At 37.6% G+C, this 24477-nt stretch carries 9 protein-coding genes, 2 tRNA genes and 3 rRNA genes; all 14 read right to left on the minus strand.

Annotated elements, in window-relative coordinates:
* Positions 1-153: 153 nt before the first annotated feature.
* Positions 154-263: ribosomal RNA gene (gene rrf / locus ACJ6WR_RS00005) — 5S ribosomal RNA — on the minus strand.
* Positions 264-430: 167 nt separating this feature from the next.
* Positions 431-3315: ribosomal RNA gene (locus ACJ6WR_RS00010) — 23S ribosomal RNA — on the minus strand.
* Positions 3316-3489: 174 nt separating this feature from the next.
* A tRNA-Ala gene (locus ACJ6WR_RS00015) sits at positions 3490-3563 on the minus strand.
* A gap of 160 nt (positions 3564-3723) precedes the next feature.
* Positions 3724-3797, minus strand: a tRNA-Ile gene (locus tag ACJ6WR_RS00020).
* A gap of 120 nt (positions 3798-3917) precedes the next feature.
* Positions 3918-5431 (minus strand): 16S ribosomal RNA (locus ACJ6WR_RS00025).
* Together the 16S, 23S and 5S rRNA genes with 2 tRNA genes alongside form the textbook arrangement of a ribosomal RNA operon.
* A gap of 529 nt (positions 5432-5960) precedes the next feature.
* Positions 5961-6614: a hypothetical protein gene (locus tag ACJ6WR_RS00030; protein WP_409416683.1), complete on the minus strand. Its 654-nt coding sequence runs from the start codon at positions 6612-6614 to the stop codon at positions 5961-5963.
* A 97-nt stretch (positions 6615-6711) separates the two neighbouring features.
* Positions 6712-8193: a tetratricopeptide repeat protein gene (locus ACJ6WR_RS00035; protein ID WP_117590115.1), complete on the minus strand. Its 1482-nt coding sequence runs from the start codon at positions 8191-8193 to the stop codon at positions 6712-6714.
* A gap of 627 nt (positions 8194-8820) precedes the next feature.
* Positions 8821-11037 carry a catalase/peroxidase HPI gene (gene katG / locus ACJ6WR_RS00040; protein ID WP_409416684.1) on the minus strand — a complete coding sequence of 739 codons (2217 nt, stop codon included), beginning with the start codon at positions 11035-11037 and terminating at the stop codon, positions 8821-8823.
* Positions 11038-11304: 267 nt separating this feature from the next.
* The gene (locus ACJ6WR_RS00045) at positions 11305-11652 is read right to left on the minus strand and encodes a hypothetical protein (RefSeq protein ID WP_123912091.1); all 348 of its coding nucleotides are present in this window, start codon (positions 11650-11652) and stop codon (positions 11305-11307) included.
* Positions 11653-11846: 194 nt separating this feature from the next.
* Positions 11847-12788 (minus strand): LysR substrate-binding domain-containing protein, encoded by a 942-nt coding sequence (locus tag ACJ6WR_RS00050; protein WP_409416685.1) that lies wholly within the window; start codon positions 12786-12788, stop codon positions 11847-11849.
* A 202-nt stretch (positions 12789-12990) separates the two neighbouring features.
* Positions 12991-13641, minus strand: coding sequence for a response regulator (locus ACJ6WR_RS00055; protein ID WP_409416686.1), 651 nt, complete (start codon positions 13639-13641; stop codon positions 12991-12993).
* 253 nt (positions 13642-13894) lie between these two features.
* Positions 13895-15835 (minus strand): OmpA family protein, encoded by a 1941-nt coding sequence (locus ACJ6WR_RS00060; protein WP_409416687.1) that lies wholly within the window; start codon positions 15833-15835, stop codon positions 13895-13897.
* Positions 15836-15847: 12 nt separating this feature from the next.
* Positions 15848-16777 carry a type IX secretion system membrane protein PorP/SprF gene (locus ACJ6WR_RS00065; RefSeq protein ID WP_039116710.1) on the minus strand — a complete coding sequence of 310 codons (930 nt, stop codon included), beginning with the start codon at positions 16775-16777 and terminating at the stop codon, positions 15848-15850.
* A 69-nt stretch (positions 16778-16846) separates the two neighbouring features.
* Entirely contained in the window at positions 16847-24280 is a 7434-nt protein-coding gene (locus ACJ6WR_RS00070; RefSeq protein WP_409416688.1) for a gliding motility-associated C-terminal domain-containing protein, read from the minus strand.
* Positions 24281-24477: the final 197 nt, after the last annotated feature.

Here is a 24477-nt window from a genome sequence, read left to right on the forward strand (position 1 = left end):
AGAAAAAACACAAAGGTTCGCAAAGCTATTGATTAAACTTTGCGAACCTTTGTGTTTTCTTTTGCGGAACTTTGCAAAACAACTTTTTCACAAAATCCCAAAAAGTAAAGCAAAAAAAAAAATCCTCATCAAATAAATGATGAGGATTTTAAAGAAAGGCGACGACATACTCTCCCACATAACTGCAGTACCATCTGCGCAGGCGGGCTTAACTACTCTGTTCGGGATGGGAAGAGGTGAGCCCCGCCGCAATAACCACCTTAAGGCTGTTAGTTGTTGGTTTTTGGTTGTCGGTTGATGGATTTCTCCAGCAACTATCAACTAGTAACCATCAACTGCTCTGCGTCGAGCAAATATCTTAACACACTGAGATAAAGAAAAAAGTATTTTTTAGAAAGTTTCTCCCCCACGCCGAAGCGTGGGGAAAAGCGTACATAAGCTTACGGATTATTAGTACTACTCGACTATGACATTACTGCCTTTACATCTATAGCCTATCAACGTGGTCATCTCCCACGATCCTTAAAAGAAATCTCATCTTGTGGTGGGTTTCGCGCTTATATGCTTTCAGCGCTTATCCCTTCCAAACGTAGCTACTCTGCGGTGCTCCTGGCGGAACAACAGATACACTAGAGGTTTGTCCAATTCGGTCCTCTCGTACTAGAATCAGATCCACTCAAATTTCTTGCGCCCACAGTAGATAGAGACCGAACTGTCTCACGACGTTCTGAACCCAGCTCGCGTGCCACTTTAATGGGCGAACAGCCCAACCCTTGGGACCTTCTCCAGCCCCAGGATGTGACGAGCCGACATCGAGGTGCCAAACCCCCCCGTCGATATGAGCTCTTGGGGGAGATCAGCCTGTTATCCCCGGCGTACCTTTTATCCTTTGAGCGATGGCCCTTCCATGCGGAACCACCGGATCACTATGCTCTACTTTCGTACCTGATCGACCTGTATGTCTCTCAGTCAAGCTCCCTTATGCCATTGCACTCTACGCACGGTTACCAAGCGTACTGAGGGAACCTTTAGAAGCCTCCGTTACTCTTTTGGAGGCGACCACCCCAGTCAAACTACCCACCAAGCAATGTCCCCCGCAATCGCGGGGTTAGGCCTCAGATAAACAAAGGGTTGTATTTCAACAATGACTCCACAACGCCTAGCGACGCCACTTCACAGTCTCCAACCTATCCTACACATCATTTATCCAAGGTCAATACTAAGCTATAGTAAAGGTGCACAGGGTCTTTTCGTCCCACTGCGGGTAAGCGGCATCTTCACCGCTACTACAATTTCACCGAGCTCATGGCTGAGACAGTGTCCAGATCGTTACACCATTCGTGCAGGTCGGAACTTACCCGACAAGGAATTTCGCTACCTTAGGACCGTTATAGTTACGGCCGCCGTTTACTGGGGCTTCAATTCAATGCTTCTCCGAAGATAACATCTCCTCTTAACCTTCCAGCACCGGGCAGGTGTCAGGCCCTATACTTCATCTTACGATTTTGCAGAGCCCTGTGTTTTTGATAAACAGTCGCCTGGACCTCTTCACTGCGGCCAGCATTGCTGCTGGCGACCTTTCTCCCGAAGTTACAGGTCTATTTTGCCTAATTCCTTAGCCATGAATCTCTCGAGCACCTTAGGATTCTCTCCTCGACTACCTGTGTCGGTTTGCGGTACGGGTACTTATTACCTGAAGTTTAGAGGTTTTTCTTGGAAGCCCTTAGGCGCACTATCTCTTTGACCGAAGTCTCCGAGTACTATCGTATTTCCCCAAGCCGCGTGGATTTGCCTGCGCAGCTTATAGGTAGGTACTTCAACGAACTATTCCGTCAGTTCGCGGCGCTTTCATCACTCCGTCACCCCATCACAGTAATAAGTAGTACGGGAATATTAACCCGTGGTCCATCGACTGTCCCTTTCGGGTTCGCCTTAGGTCCCGACTAACCCACAGCTGATTAGCATAGCTGTGGAAACCTTAGTCTTTCGGTGTGCGGGTTTCTCGCCCGCATTATCGTTACTTATGCCTACATTTTCTTTTCTAACCAGTCCAGCATGCCTTACGACACACCTTCAACCCTGTTAGAATGCTCCCCTACCACTTTGACCTAAGTCAAAATCCATAGCTTCGGTAATATGTTTATGCCCGATTATTATCCATGCTCGTCCGCTCGACTAGTGAGCTGTTACGCACTCTTTAAATGAATGGCTGCTTCCAAGCCAACATCCTAGCTGTCTGGGCAGACAAACCTCGTTCTTTCAACTTAACATATATTTGGGGACCTTAGCTGATGGTCTGGGTTCTTTCCCTCTCGGACTTGGACCTTAGCACCCAAGCCCTCACTGTTGTGAAACATTATATAGCATTCGGAGTTTGTCAGGAATTGGTAGGCGGTGAAGCCCCCGCATCCAATCAGTAGCTCTACCTCTATATAACTTTATGCACAACGCTGCACCTAAATGCATTTCGGGGAGTACGAGCTATTTCCGAGTTTGATTGGCCTTTCACCCCTACCCACAGGTCATCCGAAGACTTTTCAACGTCAACCGGTTCGGTCCTCCACTGTGTGTTACCACAGCTTCAACCTGCCCATGGGTAGATCACACGGTTTCGCGTCTAACACTACTGACTAAAGCGCCCTATTCAGACTCGCTTTCGCTACGGATCCGTGGCTTAACCACTTATCCTTGCCAGCAACGTTAACTCGTAGGCTCATTATGCAAAAGGCACGCCGTCACCCCACGAAAGGGCTCCGACCGCTTGTAAGCGTATGGTTTCAGGATCTATTTCACTCCGTTATTCACGGTTCTTTTCACCTTTCCCTCACGGTACTGGTTCACTATCGGTCTCTCAGGAGTATTTAGCCTTAGCGGATGGTCCCGCCAAATTCAGACAGGGTTTCACGTGCCCCGCCCTACTCAGGATACCACTATCCTTTACACTCATTACCTATACGGGACTATCACCCTCTATGGTTCTACTTTCCAGTAGATTCTAATTCTTTGTGCAAGAAATGTCGTGGTCCTACAACCCCAACATTGCCGTAACAACATTGGTTTGGGCTAATCCGCGTTCGCTCGCCACTACTTACGGAATCACTTTTGTTTTCTTCTCCTCCGCCTACTTAGATGTTTCAGTTCAGCGGGTTTGCCCACCTATCGGTGTACTATGTCTTCAACATAGTGGGTTGCCCCATTCAGGTATTTACGGATCAAGTCGTGTGTGCCGATCCCCGTAACTTTTCGCAGCTTATCACGCCTTTCATCGCCTCTGAGAGCCAAGGCATCCCCCATACGCCCTTATTTTGCTTATTGTACCAGTCTTGATAAATCAAGACCGTTTTCTTTATCGTCTGTATCACTACTTTCAATAAAAAATGCTTTCTACTTTTTATTATTTTCTTATCTCAATATGTCAATGAACTTTATTATGCTTTAGGCTTTACGCTTTAGGCATTAAGCTTATAGCCTACGGCTTATAGCTTTTTGTGGAGAATAACGGAGTCGAACCGTTGACCTCCTGCGTGCAAGGCAGGCGCTCTAGCCAGCTGAGCTAATCCCCCATTTTTCAATCTTAGATTGTAGAATTCAGATTTTAGACTTCTTAATTCTTATCTAATTTCTTTTGGTGAATTCCAACTTCTAGAATTTCCTTTTTTTTAAGTTTACAGTCTTTCTAATTAGAAATTGTCAATTATTAATTGTCAATTACTTTTTAAAAAGTAGTCCCGGGCAGACTCGAACTGCCGACCCCTACATTATCAGTGTAGTACTCTAACCAGCTGAGCTACGAGACTCTGTTTTACTTAATTGTATTATTTGAACTAACAGCAGAGTAATATAATCTTCAATTTAACCTATAGGTCATTTCGTCTTCTTTCCCTAACGTGCACAAGTGCTAACATATAGGGCTCTAGAAAGGAGGTGTTCCAGCCGCACCTTCCGGTACGGCTACCTTGTTACGACTTAGCCCTAGTTACCAGTTTTACCCTAGGCAGCTCCTTGCGGTCACCGACTTCAGGCACCCCCAGCTTCCATGGCTTGACGGGCGGTGTGTACAAGGCCCGGGAACGTATTCACCGGATCATGGCTGATATCCGATTACTAGCGATTCCAGCTTCACGGAGTCGAGTTGCAGACTCCGATCCGAACTGTGACCGGTTTTATAGATTCGCTCCTGGTCGCCCAGTGGCTGCTCTCTGTACCGGCCATTGTAGCACGTGTGTAGCCCAAGGCGTAAGGGCCGTGATGATTTGACGTCATCCCCACCTTCCTCACAGTTTGCACTGGCAGTCTTGTTAGAGTTCCCGACATGACTCGCTGGCAACTAACAACAGGGGTTGCGCTCGTTATAGGACTTAACCTGACACCTCACGGCACGAGCTGACGACAACCATGCAGCACCTTGTAAATTGTCTTGCGAAAGATCTGTTTCCAAACCGGTCAATCTACATTTAAGCCTTGGTAAGGTTCCTCGCGTATCATCGAATTAAACCACATGCTCCACCGCTTGTGCGGGCCCCCGTCAATTCCTTTGAGTTTCATTCTTGCGAACGTACTCCCCAGGTGGGATACTTATCACTTTCGCTTAGCCACTGAGTTTGCACCCAACAGCTAGTATCCATCGTTTACGGCGTGGACTACCAGGGTATCTAATCCTGTTCGCTACCCACGCTTTCGTCCATCAGCGTCAATCAATTAGTAGTAACCTGCCTTCGCAATTGGTATTCCATGTAATCTCTAAGCATTTCACCGCTACACTACATATTCTAGTTACTTCCTAATAATTCAAGTTTAACAGTATCAATGGCCGTTCCACCGTTGAGCGATGGGCTTTCACCACTGACTTATTAAACCGCCTACGGACCCTTTAAACCCAATGATTCCGGATAACGCTTGGATCCTCCGTATTACCGCGGCTGCTGGCACGGAGTTAGCCGATCCTTATTCTTACAGTACCGTCAAGGTTCTACACGTAGAACTGTTTCTTCCTGTACAAAAGCAGTTTACAATCCATAGGACCGTCATCCTGCACGCGGCATGGCTGGATCAGGCTTGCGCCCATTGTCCAATATTCCTCACTGCTGCCTCCCGTAGGAGTCTGGTCCGTGTCTCAGTACCAGTGTGGGGGATCTCCCTCTCAGGACCCCTACCCATCGTAGCCTTGGTAAGCCGTTACCTTACCAACTAGCTAATGGGACGCATGCTCATCTTTTACCGTTGTGACTTTAATAATTGCTCGATGCCGAGCTATTATACTATGAGGTATTAATCCAAATTTCTCTGGGCTATCCCTCTGTAAAAGGTAGATTGCATACGCGTTACGCACCCGTGCGCCGGTCTCTACTTCCGAAGAAGTATACCCCTCGACTTGCATGTGTTAAGCCTGCCGCTAGCGTTCATCCTGAGCCAGGATCAAACTCTTCATCGTATATTTTAATATTATATTCGACTAATGATTCTATCGGTTTTATTCAAATCTATCGATTCTATTACTCTTATTTTGTTGTTCTAAGATCTCTCTTAAAACGGCTGTCAATTCAATATGTCTAGGAACGTATTCTTCTTTTTAATGTGTCTCACTCTGTGTGACTCTCGCTTTGTTCGTTTCGTTTGTTTCTCATTGCGGGTGCAAAAGTACTCCCTTTATTTAGATTCGCAAGCCTTTTTACAGACTTTTTCGAATGTTTTTTAAAACTTTTTACTAACAACTTGATAATGTACTATTTGCATTTTATCCATTTTTTACATTTTTAAGAATTTTCTTATTATACATGTATTTTTCGCAATGTCCCTATTAAAAAGACTGAGTTTTTCCGAATTTAGTCACTTTAATTATTGTTTCATACCTACTATATATAGGTATAGGCGATTCAGAATTTTTAAAATCTAATCCATTCAATAAAAATAAAGCATAAAAAAACTCCATTTGTAACAATGGAGTTTCTTGCTGATCCTTACTAACCTGCAATTTTTTTAATTTTGAACTTTGATTGATTCAACATATAATATACTTTTTTTGTCCCACCAGTAGGTTTTAAATTTGCATCATTTTCTTTATAAATTGGAAACTCCATTACCAACATTTGTTTATCAAAGAAATAAGTGTCATGTCCCATATATCCTTCTAGTCTTCCTCCTTTTAGATATTCTTTTTCATCTAATTTTTCTTTTTCATATTCCATTAGTCTATCATCTTTGTCCGAGCCATATACATAAAAATCACCTCCACTTCCAGATCCAACAGATCGAGTAAACAAATATATCTCATCAAAACCATCGTTGTCTAAATCTTTTAGTTCTATTTTTTCAATTGGATCGATATCACTTAATTCAATGAGTTTGTTTTCTTTAAATCCTTTTGTGGTAATAGTTATAGACGAAATACTTTGTCCAACTGGATGAGTTTCGGTAATAATGATAATTTTTCCTGTCTTAGTTTTAAATTCCTTGGAATCTGTATTCTTACTAATGTCTTTTGCTTCATCAATAGGTATAGACTTTCCCTCAGGATCTTTCACATAAATGTCGTCATTTGTAAAATTGAATTTATAAATTCCAGCCAGTAAAATTATTACTACAATGGCTCCAACGATCAAAATTGTTTTTTTCATTTGTTTTATTTTTTTTATGTTCTTAGATTTAAAAGATAAGTAGCCTTCGAATATCTAATCCCCTCAGTCTCTACTTATACTATCTTTAATATATTAGTTAGTCGAAATATTTGTAAATATCTTCTCCTTCCTTCAGAAAAAGCCGCTTCCGCAAGCGATTTTTCCTATTCTGTATTGCCTTAGCGGTAACAAAAGTGTAATCTGCAATTTCTTTAGTTGAAAATTTAAGTTTAAGATAAAAACAAATTTTTTGTTCGGTAATCGTTAAATCGGGTTGTATGGCAATCAATTTTAAATAAAAATCAGGATACAACTCTTTAAATACAACTACAAACAATGGATCATTCTTTTTAGCCATTTCTATTACCTCATCATATGATGTTGTTACTTTCTGTTTTAGGGATACAATTTGAGTCGCTTTTTGTTCTATTTCTTTCTTCTTTTGTTGAGTATCTAATTTTAATTTATTTTTATAACAAAACTGCCAATAGGAAAATACCAACAAGCTAATTATAAGCAAGCCTGCAATTATTAATAAAATCATACTTCTGTTTACTAATACTTCCTTTTCAGCTTCTGCTTTTGAAACAACATAATTAGTTGCCGCAATCATACTTTTTTGTTCAGCTATTTGAGTACTGTCTTTATAAATTAATTCTAGTTTTTGATAATCAAATACTGCCTGGTTTAAACCTTTTTCTTCTGCTATTTTTTTATATAATCCATAATTGTATTCTAGAATGTAATAAGTTTTTTCGCGCTTGGCCACGACAGTAGATTTGTCTAAATATGTAATTGCCCTAGCATAATCTTTCTTTTTATAATAAATTTCACCTAGATTACTTAGTACTATTTCTGTGCAGCTTATGTTCTTTTTTTTATAATCTAATAATGCCACTTTAAAATAGTATTCGGCTGAATCAAGTCTGCCCGCTGACATATACGTATCTCCGATATTCACCAAAGCAAAATTGGGAACTCGTGGATTCTTACTAAAATAATAGGCTGCTTTTTTATGTAACTTTATAAACTCATCAACAGTCGGTTTATTCTTGAGACCAGCTGAAAAACAAGCTTTAAAACTATACACTCTACCTAAAAAACAGTATTTTGATTTTCCTTTTAAACAATTAACCCTTGTTAAGCAATTGTCTAATTGAGAGAGTGCTAATTTATTAAGGTGCATTCTCCCATGTTGAACTGCAATAACAAAATCTGCATAAAGCAAAAGAGAATCATTTCTTATTTCTTGGGCTATCTCTTTGGATTGTTCTAGATAATTTAATGCTTTGTCAAAGTCGCGAAGTTTCCCTTTACAATTCCCCATGTTTAATAAAGCGAAACACGAACCTACACGATAGTCTTGTTTTAGTGCAATATGATATATATTTTTTGAAATTTCATAACCTTCATTTGGTGATTTTTTTAAATACTGATTTACCGAATTTAAAGTGCTATCTATTTCCTTTACAGTCAAATTTTTTCTTTGACCATAACTATTCCATAACCCAAAAACAATATAAAAAACAGTAAAATATAACCGTATATATTTTACTAATAAAAACTTATTTTGGGACATATTGTTTATTCATTTATTCTTTTTTTATTAGGCATTACCTCTACTTTTACTAGTTTTACTGATCGTTGAGTACTACCAATTTTATTAATGGCTTTAATTCTTACTTTATTCTCTCGATAAATCTTATTGGCAAATTATTAAGTAAACTTTATAAAAAACACTCGCTATAAACTAAAGCGTTATTGTGATTTTATATCTAGTTTTAATAAAATCAATTAATAAGGCTAATGGTATAAAAAAAAGCCTTTATTTATTGTAAAAATAGACGTGGGATACTGTTTTAGGTTAAGATTTTTGTATTTATGGTAAGTACTTTTTTTTCGATTTAGTGGGATTTAAAACTTTTAAAAACTGGTGTTTTATCAGCATGCAAAAATAGCATCAATAAAATTATAAATCAGTAGAACTGTGAACGATTGCTCTGTAGACTTTGTACTACAGGAATATTCCTCACAAATTAATTATTGTTTTAACCTTACTTTTCAATTAAATCGAACAAGAATTAATTAACTCACAATCTTTTATGAGATTTATTATCTAAAAAAGAACAGCCTAAGGGCTGTTCTTTTCTTCATTCTGTACTTAACAATTTTTTATTTATAATGCTTGTCTGTACGATATACTACATTATAGCAAATCAAAACGATCTAGATTCATCACTTTAGTCCATGCTGCAACAAAGTCAGTAACAAATTGTTTCTGAGCATCTGCACTAGCATAAACTTCGGCTAGAGCTCTAAGTTCTGAATTGGAACCAAATACAAGATCTGCACGTGTACCTGTCCATTTCACTTTTCCAGTTGTATAGTCATGTCCGTTATATTCTTCTTTATCCTCGGAAACTGCTTTCCAAACTGTACCAATATCTAGCAGATTTACAAAGAAATCATTAGTTAGTACTTCGGGACGTTCTGTAAAAACACCTTTTTTAGAACCATCAAAATTGGAATCTAATACACGCATTCCTCCTACAAGTACAGTTAATTCGGGTGCTGTAAGTGTTAATAATTGTGCTTTGTCTATTAATAAAGTCTCAGTTGCAACAGCGTATTTATTTTTTTTATAGTTTCGGAAACCATCAGCTATTGGTTCCAGGAATCCAAATGATTCTACATCCGTTTGTTCTTGTGAAGCATCCATACGACCTGGAGCAAAAGGAACATTAATGTTGCTTCCAGCATCTTTGGCAGCTTTTTCTACTCCTGCACTACCTGCCAATACAATAATATCGGCAAGAGAAACTTTTTTAGTATTAGATTGTGTCTGGTTAAATTCTCTTTGAATACCTTCCAATACATTTAATACTTTTTGCAGCTTCGCAGGATTATTTGCTTCCCAATCTTTTTGAGGAGCTAGTCGAATTCGTGCACCATTAGCCCCACCTCTTTTATCTGAACCTCGAAATGTTGAAGCTGAAGCCCATGCGGTAGATACAAGTTCTGATATGTTTAATCCAGTAGCTAATACTTTTGCTTTAAGCAATGTAATATCACTTTCGTTTATCAAGTCATGGTCAACTTTTGGAATTGGATCTTGCCAAAGCAACTCTTCCTTAGGTACATCTGTTCCAAGATATAAAGCACGTGGTCCCATATCACGATGGGTTAATTTAAACCATGCTCTGGCAAATGCATCTGCAAATTGATCAGGATTTTCAAGAAAACGTCGTGATATTTTTTCATATTCTGGATCTAATCTTAAAGACAAGTCGGTAGTTAACATCGTTGGAAGATGCTTTTTTGAACTATCATAGGCATCAGGTATAAAAGCTTCAGCATTTTTTGCTACCCACTGATGTGCACCTGCTGGACTTTTAGAAAGTTCCCATTCAAAACCGAAAAGATTTTCAAAGAAATTATTACTCCATTGAGTCGGTGTCTTTGTCCATGTTACTTCTAAACCACTTGAGATTGTATCTGCACCTTTTCCAGAACCAAAACTATTCTTCCATCCAAAACCTTGCGTTTCAAGACTCTCAGATTCCGGATCTCCTCCTACATGTTCGGTTGGTGCTGCTCCGTGTGTTTTACCAAAAGTGTGACCTCCTGCAATAAGGGCAACTGTTTCTTCATCATTCATTGCCATTCGTCCAAAAGTATCACGAATATCTTTCGCCGCTGCTATTGGGTCTGGTTGTCCCTCTGGTCCTTCTGGATTAACATAAATTAAACCCATTTGGACTGCTGCAAGTGGTTTTTCCAGATTACGAGCACTATTACTATCTGCATATCTTTCATTACCAGCTAACCATGTCTTTTCAGACCCCCAATATATATCTTGTTCTGGTTCCCATACATCTGTACGACCACCTGCAAAGCCAAATGTTTTGAATCCCATAGATTCCAGTGCAACATTACCTGTAAGTATCATCAAATCTGCCCATGAAATTTTTCTTCCATACTTTTGTTTGATAGGCCAAAGTAATCTTCGGGCTTTATCAAGGTTTACGTTATCTGGCCAACTATTAAGCGGAGCGAAACGCTGCTGTCCGGCTCCTGCTCCACCACGACCATCACCTACTCTATAAGTACCGGCGCTATGCCATGCCATACGAATAAACAAACCTCCATAGTGTCCAAAATCTGCTGGCCACCAATCTTGTGAATCAGTCATAAGAAAATGAAGGTCTTTTTTTAGGGCTTCTAAATCTAGACTTTTAAAAGCTTCGGCATAATCGAAGTCTTCACCCATCGGGTTTGATAAAGAAGAATGTTGGCGTAGTACATTAACTTTTAATTGATTTGGCCACCAGTCTTGATTTTTTGTGCCTCCATTCGCAATACTTTGCTCTTTGCTTGAGTTGTGGAATGGACACTTACTAATATCATTTGAATTATTTTCCATTTTTTTAATGAATTTATTATTGATAACTACATTTTATAAACATAAAGGATACCCATAAAACAGCGAATTAAAGTATTTATTTTAAGATATTATTAAAATACAAATCATCTCTACTTATTTTGTAAGACCCAGTAAACAAGTTCTTTGCAAATTTACGAAACAAGTATATCTAAATCAAACTGGTATTTTCTATGATAATATAGTTAAAAACTAATAGTTAATCAATAGTCTAAAAATGAGATATTAGTATTCTTTGATGGCTTGTTGTTATCTATAAAGAAAAGATTGAAAATCATTTACTAGTTCTTTTTTAGGTTTAGAAATATCAATGAAATTAACTCCGCAATTATTGTCAAACTTATCAAATACTCCTTTAGAACTACAAACGACAATAGGAAGTCCTTGGTCATGTATTTTAATAAAGTCTAATAAATCATTCTCGGAATAAATTACAAAAAAAATAAATGAGTAATCACTTTTACTGTTATCAAAATCGCTAATAAAATTAAATTTTTTATAAACTTCAAAATCTATTCTTTTTCCAAATTCTTTTTTTAAAAATCTAGAATAACCATGCTGATTATCATACACTATTACCTGTTTTGATTCCATCATTTATTATTTAAACGTTACATCTATTTAACTTATTCTTCTCCATGTACTTTCTTTTCCTGAATTTGTTTTTTTTCAGTTTTGCTACAAACTGTCATTAGTAATAATCCAGAAATGGCTATTAAAGTTTTTCAATGACAATTCATACGCGTTTATTTTATTTATTATTTTGTGCTATTCAGATTATAACAAAGTGACTATTGTTTTACTGGAATAATAGACATATTTTTCTTCAATAACATAGTGTCTGGAATAGTCTCAAGGATAGATTTTTTTAATGCCTCAATCAGTCTTTTTTTTACAAAATGATTGTAATAAACTAATCCTATTTCCCTAACTGGATATGGGGATACAAAACGGCTAATCTTGTTCTTTTGTTCTTTATTTAACGCTAGTACTGTTAACTCAGGGAGAATCGTTGTGCCCATATTCAAATCTACCATTTGCTTAAGGGTCTCGATACTACCCGACTGATAATCTATTTTTAGATCTGAAGCGCCTTTGGTTCTTAATTCACATAAATTTACAATCTGGTTTCTAAGGCAATGCCCCTCTTCCAGCAGTAACAATTTGTTAGGATTTATATCTTCCGGAACAATGTATTTTTTCTTAGCCGAAGCAGCATTCAAATCACCATAATGATAGAATTCTTCATAAAATAAGGTTTCTTCTTTTAAACCTTTATCTAATAATGGAATTGCCAATATGGCTACATCTATTGAGCCATCCTTCAATTTCTCCTGAATTTTTTCGGTAGTCAACTCATTAATGACCAACTTAACTTCTTTATAGCTTGCCATAAAATCTTTTATAAAAAGAGGTAATAAATATGGAGCTAGTGATGGTATAATTCCTATTCGGAGATCTCCTCTCACCTCACCTGTTTCTTCACGTATTATCTCTTTTATCCTGTTGGTTTCCTGCAAAGCAATTTTTGCCTGCTCTATTATTTTCATGCCAATGTCTGTAGGTCGAACTGGTTGCTTACTCCTGTCGAATAATATGACATTGAGTTCATCTTCCAGTTTTTTAATCATTCCGCTTAAGGTCGCTTGTGTAATGAAACAAGCTTCTGATGCTTTTAAGAAATGGCGATGCTTATCTAATGAAACTATGTATTCTAATTGCTGTATATTCACTGTGTTAGATTTTATCTATATAATAATTAAGTTTATTAGTTTACGTGTATAAGTCTGCAAATATACATTTGTCTTTTTAAAGATGAAACTTTATAAAAACAACAACAAATCATTACAAAATCACTCATTACTAATTCATTAAAACAAATTAGATAAATAATGAATTCATGATTCTGTATCATTTTTTTTGAATAGAAATTAACTAATTTACTACATCTGAATATTGCAAAAAGAGCTTTATTAGACTAGCCAAATTATCTATTTCTAATTTTTTAAAAATTCTAAATTTGTAAGTACTAATAGTGTTTGATTTTATTTTTAGGTATGCCATTATTTCTAAATTTCCATACCCATCGACTAGTAAACGAGCAATTTCAAGTTCTCTGTTAGATAAAAGATCTAGTGGATTAACTGGTTTTTTTGAGATGCAAGACTCTAAAATTTTATTTTTTAAACTAGGTGTGATAAACTTACCTGAAAAAATCATTGCATTTAAGGCATTTTTTATTTCTTCTTCTGAGCTTTCCTTGCTTAGAAACCCAGATGCTCCAGCGTTTAAATAGCGCATCGCATACGAATCCTCATCACAGATTGAGAATATTAAAATATTTACATTGGGCTGAATTGTTTTTATTTCTTTTAAAATATTCAGGCTACTGCCTTCTGGAAAATTCACATCCAGAATTAATAAATCAACTTTAGTTTCTGTAAGGGTTTTAATAATATCGCTAAATTTTTTTGTTTGATAAACTACAGCGTTTGAGAATGATTCTTTTATAATTAGAGAAAGTCCATGCCGGACTACACAATGACGATCAGCAACTACAAAACAAAAATTATTTGGTTGTTTCATTTTAGGTTAAATATATTTACTTTGAAAAGGGGGAAATGTTATTGTAAAGAGAATAACGGCTCTATTTGTATTTTCAATTTAAAGATTTGACTCAATACTAAAATAAATATGACAATTACAAACCTAATTTAAGAAGAAGGGAGTCAGCTGTAATAATAATTAAAATCATTATCCTAAATCGCCTATCCCTTCTAAATATTTATGCCATCATTTATTTAAATAAATGTAATTTTAATAGTGTAACATTATTTCACTATTGCATCGAAACAATAACAAACTCACTACGTCTATTAGCCTGATGCTCTTCTTCGGTACATTTTACCCCATCAGAACAATGGTTTACCAATTGCGATTCGCCATAACCTTTTCCTGTTAGCCTGCTTGTAGAAATTCCGTTTTTCACTAACCATGCGATAGTAGATTTGGCTCTTCTGTTTGATAATGCAATATTGTATTTAAATGTTGCACGACTATCGGTATGCGAACGAACATCGATTTTCATCTTTGGATATTGTTGCATTACAGCAAGTACTTTCTCTAGTTCGAAGGCTGCTTCTTTGCGAATAAATGACTTATCTAAATCAAAATAGATAATAGGTATATTTAAGGTTTTTGCTAAATCTGTACCTACATCTATAGGTTTGATTCGTTGCTCTAACTGCAATGATAGCACCGTTTTTCCCGTTGTATTATTTATCGTAATTCTTTCTTCCTTAGTTTCATAGTCTTTTTTCTCTGCTCGTACTGAATATATTTTTCCGCACACTACATCAAATTTATAACTTCCTTTATCATTGGTTGTTGTGGTAGTTATTAACTCCATTTTCTCGTTGTACAAGCTTACTTTTGAGTCTGCAAGGACAGCACCAGTTTCACGATCTGTTATAATTCCCGATAATAATTGCTCACAAATTAGTTTTCGCATTTCTAAAAAACGATAAATATCATCATATCCTTTACCACCACTTCGATTGGAAGAGAAAAACCCATTTCGATTTTTGCTATCTATCAAAAAAGCAAAATCATCCTGAGAACTGTTTATTGGAGCGCCTACATTTTGAACCTCGCCAAAGCTGTTGTCATTTCCTATTTTAGATACAAATACATCTAAACCTCCAAGCCCGGGATGTCCATCGCTTGCAAAATAAAGCTCATTATCTCCAGATATAAATGGGAAGCTTTCTCTTCCTTCAGTATTAATAGTCTTTCCTAAATTCATTGGAACACCATAACTGCCATCGCTGTTAATTTTTACACTAAACAAATCTGACTGCCCTAATGTTCCTGGCATATCTGAGGCAAAGTATAATGTCTTCTCATCTAAACTTAATGCAGGATGTGCAACGCTATAGTCATTACTATTAAAAGGTAATTCGGTTACATTGCCCCACTGATTATCCGTTAGCGTTGCTTTGTATAATTTCAATAGTGTTATACTCTTGTTGTCTTTTCCTTTTTTACTGTTCAAATAATTGTTTCGGGTAAAGTACATCGTTTGACCATCATTTGTAAATACTGGTGTTGACTCATGAAATTTTGAATTTATTTTTTTACTAAAGCGCTCAGGTTTCCCCATTTCTCCTCCAGCTTTTATTTCAGAAGTATATATATCAGTAAACGATTGATTGGTCCAGCTGAACACTTTCTTAGAAACTCCTCCTGTATCTCTTGCTGAGGCAAAAACTAATTTATTGTCCAAAAATGAACTCCCATAATCTGAAGATGCAGAATTAATACCGAGATCAGCTATATCAAAACGACCTGAATTGGCTGTAATTATTTCCAGATAATTTTTATTATTCTCATATAATTTAGCTCTTAGGTCATTGCCTGATTTCTTATTAAATTCCTCTAACATCATGTTTGCTTTGGCATAATTACCTACAGACTTGAGTGTTTGAGAATAACGATAATAATATTCAGGTTCCTGGTTTGGGTTCATAGCAAAAAGTTCACCATACCATTTTTCAGCTTGGGGTAATTCAGCATTAAAATAATAAGCATTACCAAGCTTTTGAAACATTTTTTCGTCTTTGTAACCTTTCTCGGCTACACGCTCATAGATGGCAATAGCATCGACATAGGCATATCTTTCATATTTCTTGTCGGCCGCAACTATTCCTGCTTTTTGTCCATAGCTATGTAAAGCCAGAACGCTAAAAATGGTGCTATAAAGTAGAGTTTTTATTTTCATAATAGTAGTAGTTTAGAAGAATCTTGGAGATATCATTTTATCATATTTATTGAACAATTCATATCGCAAAAAGATTTCATGTGATCCTGAATTGTAATTTCCTAATCGGGTGGTGTCTAAGTCATATGCATACCCGATAAACCAAGAATTGCTTACCTGAAATCCTACCATAGCGCTTAATGCAGCACTCCATCTATAAGCAACACCTGCAACAAATTTTTCATTGATTAAAAAATTTCCTGATACATCTACTTGCAAAGGGGCTCCTTGTACGTATTTGGTTAGCAAAGAAGGTTTGAATTTTACATTATAGCTTAAATCAAATACATGACCTGCAATTAAATACAAATTCATATTTTCTTTAGCCACATGACTATTTGATCCTGCATCAGCATATCTGTCAAAATGTTTGGTCTCCAACAATTGTGGTGCCGACAAACCAACATAAGTATTATCTGAATGCAAGTACACTCCTGCTCCAATATTAGGCGAAAATTTATTATCAATGTTGGTTTCAAAAACATAGTCATTTTTATCGTATTGATTCAACTTGGTGAAATCAACATTCAATAAATTAGCTGTTCCTTTTATTCCAAAAGATAATTTATAACGCTCTGATGTATGAATAGTATACGAAACATCTAAAGCAATATTATTTTCGTCTGATGGACCAATTCTGTCATTAACAACTGAAACTCCTATTCCTAAATTAGTTCCATTTATTGGGGTATTTATCGATGCTGAATTAGTTACTGGTGCACCATCCAGTCCTACCCATTGTGAACGATGCAAAGCAAAAATACTCATTACTCCTCTTGATCCTGCATAGGCCGGATTGACGTTTATAGTATTATACATATACTGTGTATACTGTGCGTCTTGTTGTCCATAACTTGCGATTGTTGCCAGTAGCAAAACAAATCTTAATATTATTTTTTTCATCTGTTTTTTTATTTAAATCCCTGAGAAGAAAAGTTTCCCAGCTCTCAGGGATTAATTTAAATTTATCTGTTATCTGTTTAAATACAAGTACCCTGCTTTCGAATGTGCATTTGAAGCGTTGTCTTTATATTTTAGAATATAATAGTAAGTTCCTACTGGCAGCTCTGCACTTTGATTAATCGTTACACGTCCTTCAGATATTCCTTTAAAGACTCTGTCTGAATTATTATAATGATCCTGGTCAAATACTAAAACTCCCCAACGATTATAAATCTCTACTGTGTTATCAGGGAAACATTCTAATCCATCAATTTTAAATACATCATTTTCTCCGTCTCCATTTGGTGAAACAGCATTAAAGACTTCTATAATACAAGATGGATCTATAACTATTGAAACTGTCGCTGTATCACAATTTGTTGGATTTGCTTTTTCGCAGATGCTGTAACTAATGGTGTAGTTTCCTGCCGGCGTATTAGGTGCAACTGTGATTGTACCATCGGGATTTAATGTAAATCCTGCCGGAACAGATACTTCTGTTAAGTTTACTTCAGATGGTATAACCGGTACTCCGTTTAGGGTATCATTTGTTAATACACTTGGCGTTGTACCTCCATCTTTTTCATTAATTGGCGTTGCAGTATAATCATCATCGTTTGCCTGAATTACTGTTGTTGCTACTACTACTGTAGCAGTTGTTGTAGCACAATTTGATGAATTTAACTTTTCACAGATTCTGTAAGTAACCACATAATTACCTGTTGGCGTGTTTGGTGCTACCGTGATAGTTCCGTCTGCATTTAAGGTTAATCCTGTTGGTACATTTTCTCCTGTTAAGTTTACCTCAGCAGGTACAACAGGGAATCCGTTAAGAGTATCATTTGTTAATACGCTCGTAGTTGTACCGCCATTTTTCCCATTGATAGGTGTTGCAGAATAATCATCGACTATTGCGTCAATTCTAGCTGTAACTACAACTACCGTGGCAGTTGTTGTATCACAATTTGATGGATTCAACTTCTCACAAATCCTGTAAGTAACAACATAAATACCCGCTGGTGTGTTAGGAGCTATAGTTATAGTTCCATCACCATTTAATGTTAATCCTGTTGGTACATTTACTTCTGATAAGTTCACTTCAGATGCAATGATTGCTAATCCGTTCAAAGTATCATTTCTTAGTACACTCAATGTTGTACCTCCATCTCTTCCTATGATTGGCATTGGAGTGTAATCATCTATTTTGGCACAAATTACAGATTGTATTACTACATCATCAGACACTGATGAAACACATCCTGAAGTTACATCTGTAACTGTTGCTGTATATGTTCCTGCCGGTGCTGTTACAACTCCTGATGCTGAGATACTAACTCCAGTAGATGGTGTAAAAGTATATGTCTTTGTAGCATCATAATTGGTAATTGCAAAACTTCCTGTAGCAACAGTACACGTTGGTTTAGTCACTGTACCGAATAATGCTATTGCAGGTGCAGATGGTGCTGCATTGATTTTTGTACTTAAAGAAGTTACTGAAGTACAAGCTCCTAATGTAGCTGATACTGTATAATCTCCTGCCGGTGCTGTTACAACTCCTGTAGCCGATATACTTACTCCTGTAGATGGTATAATTGTATACGTGTAAGTTGCATCATAATTAGTGATTGTAAAACTTCCTGCTGTCATGGCACAAGTTGTAGGTTGTACTACAGTACTCAATACTGGTTGTGCAGGTGTAACAGGTTGAGCATTAACAATTGTACTAGCCGAAGGTGAAGTACAAGCTCCTAATGTTGCCGTTACTGTATAGTTACCTTCTGGTGCTGTTACAACTCCTGTAGCTGATACGCTTACTCCTGTATTTGGCGTAAATGTATACGTGTAAGTAGCATCATAATTGGTAATAGTAAAACTTCCTGTTGCAATGGCGCAAGTTGGTTGTGTTACAGTACCTAATATTGGTGTTACTGGTGTTACTGGTTGTGCATTTACAGTTGCACTAGCCGAAGCTGCAGATGTACATCCTGAAGTTACATCTGTAACTGTAGCCGTATATCCTCCTGCTGGTGCTGTTACAACTCCTGTTGCTGATATACTTACTCCTGTATTTGGTGTAAATGTATATGTGTAAGTAGCATCATAATTGGTAATGGTAAAGCTACCCGTTGCTGTAGAACACGTTGGTTGTGTTACGGCACTAAATAATGCTATTGCAGGTGTTACTGGTTGTGCATTAACAGTTGCACTAGCCGAAGCCGCTGACGTACATCCTGAAGTTGCATCTGTAACTGTAGCGGTATATCCTCCTGCTGGTGCTGTTACAACTCCTGTTGCTGATATACTTACTCCTGTATTTGGTGTAAACGTATATGTTTTTGTAGCATCATAATTGGTAATGGTGAAACTACCCGTTGCTGTAGAACACGTTGGTTGTGTTACTGCGCCAAATAATGCTATTGCAGGTGTTACTGGCTGTGCATTAACAGTTGCACTAGCCGAAGCTGCTGATGTACATCCTGAAGTTGCATCTGTAACTGTAGCGGTATATCCTCCTGTTGGTGCTGTTACAACTCCTGTTGCTGATATACTTACTCCTGTATTTGGTGTAAACGTATATGTGTAAGTAGCATCATAATTGGTAATGGTAAAGCTACCCGTTGCTGTAGAACACGTTGGTTGTGTTACTGCACTAAATAATGCTATTGCAGGTGTTACTGGTTGTGCATTAACAATTGTACTAGCCGAAGGTGAAGTACAAGCTCCTAATGTTGCCGTTACTGTATAGTTGCCTTCTGGTGCTGTTACAACTCCTGTTGCAGATACGCTTACTCCTGTATTTGGTGTAACTGTATACGTATAAGTCGCATCATAGTTGGTAATTGTAAAACTTCCTGTTGCTGTGGCACATGTTGGCTGAGTTACAGCTCCTAATGTTGGTGCAACCGGTGTTACAGGCTGAACATTTATTGTTGAAATAGCCGAAGCTGCCGACGTACATCCTGAAGTTACATCTGTAACTGTGGCTGTATATGAATCTGCCGGTGCTGTTACAACTCCTGATGCAGAAATACTAACTCCTGTATTTGGTGTAAAAGTATAAGTCTTTGTAGCATCATAATTGGTAATGGTAAAACTACCTGTAGCAACAGTACAAGTTGGTTGTGTTACCGCGCCAAATAATGCTATTGCAGGTGCAGATGGTGCTGCATTAACTGTTACCTCTAAAGAAGCTACTGAAGTACAAGCTCCTAATGTAGCTGTTACTGAATAATCTCCTGCCGGTGCTGTTACAACTCCTGTGGCCGATATAGTTACTCCCGTATTTGGTGTAACAACATAAGTGTAAGCTGCATTATAATTGGTAATTGCAAAACTACCATTTGGAGAAGCACAAGTTGTTGGTTGTGTTACAACTCCTAATGTTGGTTGTACTGGTGTAACAGGTTGTGCATTAACTGTTGTACTAGCCGAAGGTGAAATACAAGCTCCTAATGTTGCCGTAACTGTATAGTTACCTTCTGGTGCTGTTACAACTCCTGATGCAGAAACACTTACTCCTGTATTTGGCGTAAATGTATATGTGTAAGTCGCATCATAATTAGTAATTGTGAAACTTCCTGTTGCTGTGGCACATGTAGGCTGAGTTACAGCTCCTAATGTTGGTGCAACTGGCGTTACAGGCTGAACATTAATTGTTGAAATAGCTGAAGCTGCCGACGTACATCCTGAAGTTACATCTGTAACTGTGGCTGTATATGAATCTGCCGGTGCTGTTACAACTCCTGTTGCCGATAAACTTACTCCTGTATTTGGTGTAAAAGTATAGGTCTTTGTAGCATCATAATTGGTAATTGTAAAACTACCTGTAGCGACAGTACACGTTGGTTGTGTTACCGCTCCAAATAATGCTATTGCAGGTGCAGATGGTGCTGCATTAACTGTTACCTCTAAAGAAGCTACCGAAGTACAAGCTCCTAATGTAGCTGTTACTGAATAATCTCCCGCTGGTGCTGTTACAACTCCTGTAGCCGATATAGTTACTCCTGTATTTGGTGTAACAGTATATGTATAAGCTACATCATAATTGGTAATTGCAAAACTACCATTTGGAGAAGCACAAGTTGTTGGTTGTGTTACAACTCCTAATGTTGGTTGTACTGGTGTAACAGGTTGCGCATTAACTGTTGTACTAGCCGAAGGTGAAATACAAGCTCCTAATGTTGCCGTAACTGTATAGTTACTTTCCGGTGCTGTTACAACTCCTGATGCAGAGACACTTACTCCTGTATTTGGTGTAAAAGTGTATGTGTAAGTCGCATCATAGTTGGTAATTGTGAAACTTCCTGTTGCTGTGGCACATGTAGGCTGTGTTACAGCTCCTAATGTTGGTGCAACTGGCGTTACAGGCTGAACATCTATTGTTGTACTAGCCGAAGCTGCCGACGTACATCCTGTATTTGCATCTGTAACTGTTGCTGTATATGTTTCGGCAGGTGCTGTTACAACTCCTCCTGCAGAGATACTAACTCCTGCAGATGGTGTAAAATTATAGGTCTTTGTAGCATCATAATTGGTAATTGTAAAACTACCTGTAGCAACAGTACACGTTGGTTGTGTTACTGCACCAAATAAAGCTATTGCAGGTGTTACTGGTTGTGCACTCACGGTAAAACTAGCTGCTGCAGAGATACATGTTCCTGCAGAAGCAGTAAGATCATAAATACCCGATGCTAATCCTGAGAATATACCGGTTGCATTGGTAACTGCTGGAACTACAGGATTTGTTCCCGTAAGCGTATAAGTAATATCCGGAGCTACTACGGGAGTAAGAACAGTAATAGTACCTGTGCTTAAAGTACAAGTTGGTTCCGTTACATCAGCTGTTGGAGCAGCTGGAGCAGCTGTATTAACAACTGTATAAGTTGACACAGAAGTTCCTGAACATAACCCATTCACAGTATATGTAAATGTAAATGATCCTGTTGCAGATACTGATGGTGACCAAAGATGACCATTTAAGTTTCCGCTTGATGGGTTTGTTGTTTCAACCCACGTTCCATAAGGATCTGCTGTAGCAGGAAGTAATGTATTTAAATCTAAAGTAGTAACTGATCTACAAACAGCTGTTGAACTATCTGCCCCAGAATTTGGGTTATCTAAATTTGAGGTTATTTGATAGTCTAATACTACATCTACACAAGATCCTGGAGGAGACGAAGTAAGTCTTACATGATAAGTACCCGTATCGGTAGCTGTATTAAATGTTGGAAAAGATAACGTTGAAGTAGTACTCAATACAGTTGGATCATTGTCTTTTGTCCAGCTAAAATTAAGATATGGAACTCCATCTACAGAAAGTTTTCCTGTTGTTGAACCATTACATATATTTACAGCTGTTAATTTTGGTAAACCTAGTTTTTCAATATCAAGTAAAGAGTTAACCACATTACCACAGTTATCTGTAATCCTAAAATTATAGATACCACCGGTTAAACCTGTAAAAAGGCTACTGCTACCATTATTTACTACAAATGGGTTACCATCTTTAGTAGTAATCGCATACGTATAAGGTTCAACACCGTCATAACCAGTTATAGAAGCATTATAATGTACCCCATCTGCACATTTAAACGAATATAAATCTTTCGGTTTCAACCCCATTGTAGCATAATCAAAAGTAGAAAGAACATCAAAACAATTTCTTCCATAACCATAATTAGCAACACCTGGATATAATTCAAGCGTTGTAAAAGTCTTTACTATTCTATAAGTTCCCGGTGCTGTCCAAGAACCTTGCTGCTGACCATTTATTAATGATTGAGCATTTGATGCACTAGGTACATCGCTGGAAAAACCTCCTGCTGTAGGATGTCCCCAATTATTACTTGAAGGATCTTTTATTTGTAGCCAATAAAACACATTTTGATTAGCTTGAACAAGATTATCTCCTGTTACACTCAAATTAACATCAAAACTACCACACTTTTGAACTTTAGCTGCAACTACAGTCCCTTGATCATAACCTATAACAGTCACATCGGTAGGAATGATATGTCCGCAATTATCTGTCGTTTCAACTTTATATATTCCTCCTGCAACATCATCAAAGACAACATTGTATCCGTCTGCAGTAATACGAGATGTAACGTCAACAGGATAAGAACCTGAGAAACCCGAAGGACCTGCCAAAATTCTTGCACTTACAAAAGTATATGTTGAAGTATTTTGTGATACCGAAAATGTACCATTTCCAGCTCCACAACCTATTCCCTGAAATACCCATACACTCGGAGTTGGAGTAGATACAGTAACCTCTTCATCAATAAAAACACCGCAAGCATCCGTTACACGAATCATATAAACCCCATCTGGTATTGGATTTCCAACACCTCCAACAAGGTTAGAATTCGATGGTGCACCAATGGTGTATCCCGGCGGTGCCGATAAAACCTCATATTGCAAAGTTTTTACCATATATTGAGTGCCTAAAGAAATATAGGATCCCATACAATCTGCAGGTAAAATCTGAGCAAATACTTCTGCAGGATTATTAATATTTCGTGTAGCAGGAAAGACATTTCCGCAAGCATCTGTGATCTTTAGATCTAATACAAAAGGTGCAGTATAAAAAGGAATAGAGGTAGTTATGTCCTCAGTACTACTACCAAACCGATTAGGACCTGTAATTGTTTTAGAAGTTGTTATGTCTGCTCCTCCACCAGGTGGATGAACAATATAGTCAAACTGAAGCGGGTAAACCATTACGTTACTATCTGCTCCTGCTTTTATAAATTGTCGAAAATCGCCAAAACCACAAGCACTTCTTTCTGTATTATAACTACTAATACCATTACTACCATCAGCAAATTCTATATTAGGTGTAAATACAGTAAGAGTAGCTGTTTGAGTTACAATTTCCCCACAATTATCTGTAACCGACACTACGTAAGAACCTCCGCTAAGACCTGTAAAAGATCCGCTCGATTGAGGACCTACATTCATAGGGCCTGTAATTGAATACGCATTAACAGCAGCTGGGTTTCCTGCATTAATCGTGACATTAATTGCGCCTGAATTAGGGCAAGTCACATCTGTTTTGGTAACAGTAAAACCTAGCGGACTCACATTTGCACTTATATTGCCATCCCAAGTTTGAGAGTTACTCGTGTGTCCGACCATACTTTGGGTGGCAACGATACGATAAACACCACCGCTTAGTCCCGTCTGAGAATTGCTTGTTGTTGTAACAAGCGCCGTGCTAAAATTTGGAGCTTTGTAGATCGCATAGGTAACAGTAGCACCGGGATCTGTTCCCGTAGTACTAAATGCTAATGCGCCATTGTTCCTGCAAGTCTCTGGAGTTGGCGTCACGCTGAGAGTAAATGTAGGCAAGGTCACTTGCGCTTGCATTGCAAAATTCACCAGTAGAAATAGCAATAAAACCGATCTACGGTGAAAAACCTTTGCCAAGCAGGATTTTTTAATTAAAGTAATTTTTTTCATGTTTCGCAGTTATAAAGTTTTTAAATTGATTTAAAATTGGGCTTAATGTTAATAACTGATCAGTGTTGTCAAGAATGACTGTGTAGTACTATAAGCACTATTGTTACCACTAGCCGTTACTTGATGATTCGGGATTTGTAATCCATGTCGAATACTAATTGGTTTAAATATTTTATAAAACAATTTAGCCCAAGGCA

The organism is Flavobacterium sp. PS2 (genome assembly GCF_046250155.1).
GTDB lineage: Bacteria > Bacteroidota > Bacteroidia > Flavobacteriales > Flavobacteriaceae > Flavobacterium.

Excerpts from the sequence above, each read along its gene's own strand:
- ACJ6WR_RS00035 (WP_117590115.1), bottom strand. The coding sequence starts at position 8,193 with ATGTCCCAAAATAAGTTTTTATTAGTAAAATATATACGGTTATATTTT.
- ACJ6WR_RS00060 (WP_409416687.1), bottom strand. The coding sequence starts at position 15,835 with ATGAAAATAAAAACTCTACTTTATAGCACCATTTTTAGCGTTCTGGCT.
- ACJ6WR_RS00030 (WP_409416683.1), bottom strand. The coding sequence starts at position 6,614 with ATGAAAAAAACAATTTTGATCGTTGGAGCCATTGTAGTAATAATTTTA.
- ACJ6WR_RS00070 (WP_409416688.1), bottom strand. The coding sequence starts at position 24,280 with ATGAAAAAAATTACTTTAATTAAAAAATCCTGCTTGGCAAAGGTTTTT.
- katG (WP_409416684.1), bottom strand. The coding sequence starts at position 11,037 with ATGGAAAATAATTCAAATGATATTAGTAAGTGTCCATTCCACAACTCA.
- ACJ6WR_RS00065 (WP_039116710.1), bottom strand. The coding sequence starts at position 16,777 with ATGAAAAAAATAATATTAAGATTTGTTTTGCTACTGGCAACAATCGCA.
- ACJ6WR_RS00045 (WP_123912091.1), bottom strand. The coding sequence starts at position 11,652 with ATGATGGAATCAAAACAGGTAATAGTGTATGATAATCAGCATGGTTAT.
- ACJ6WR_RS00055 (WP_409416686.1), bottom strand. The coding sequence starts at position 13,641 with ATGAAACAACCAAATAATTTTTGTTTTGTAGTTGCTGATCGTCATTGT.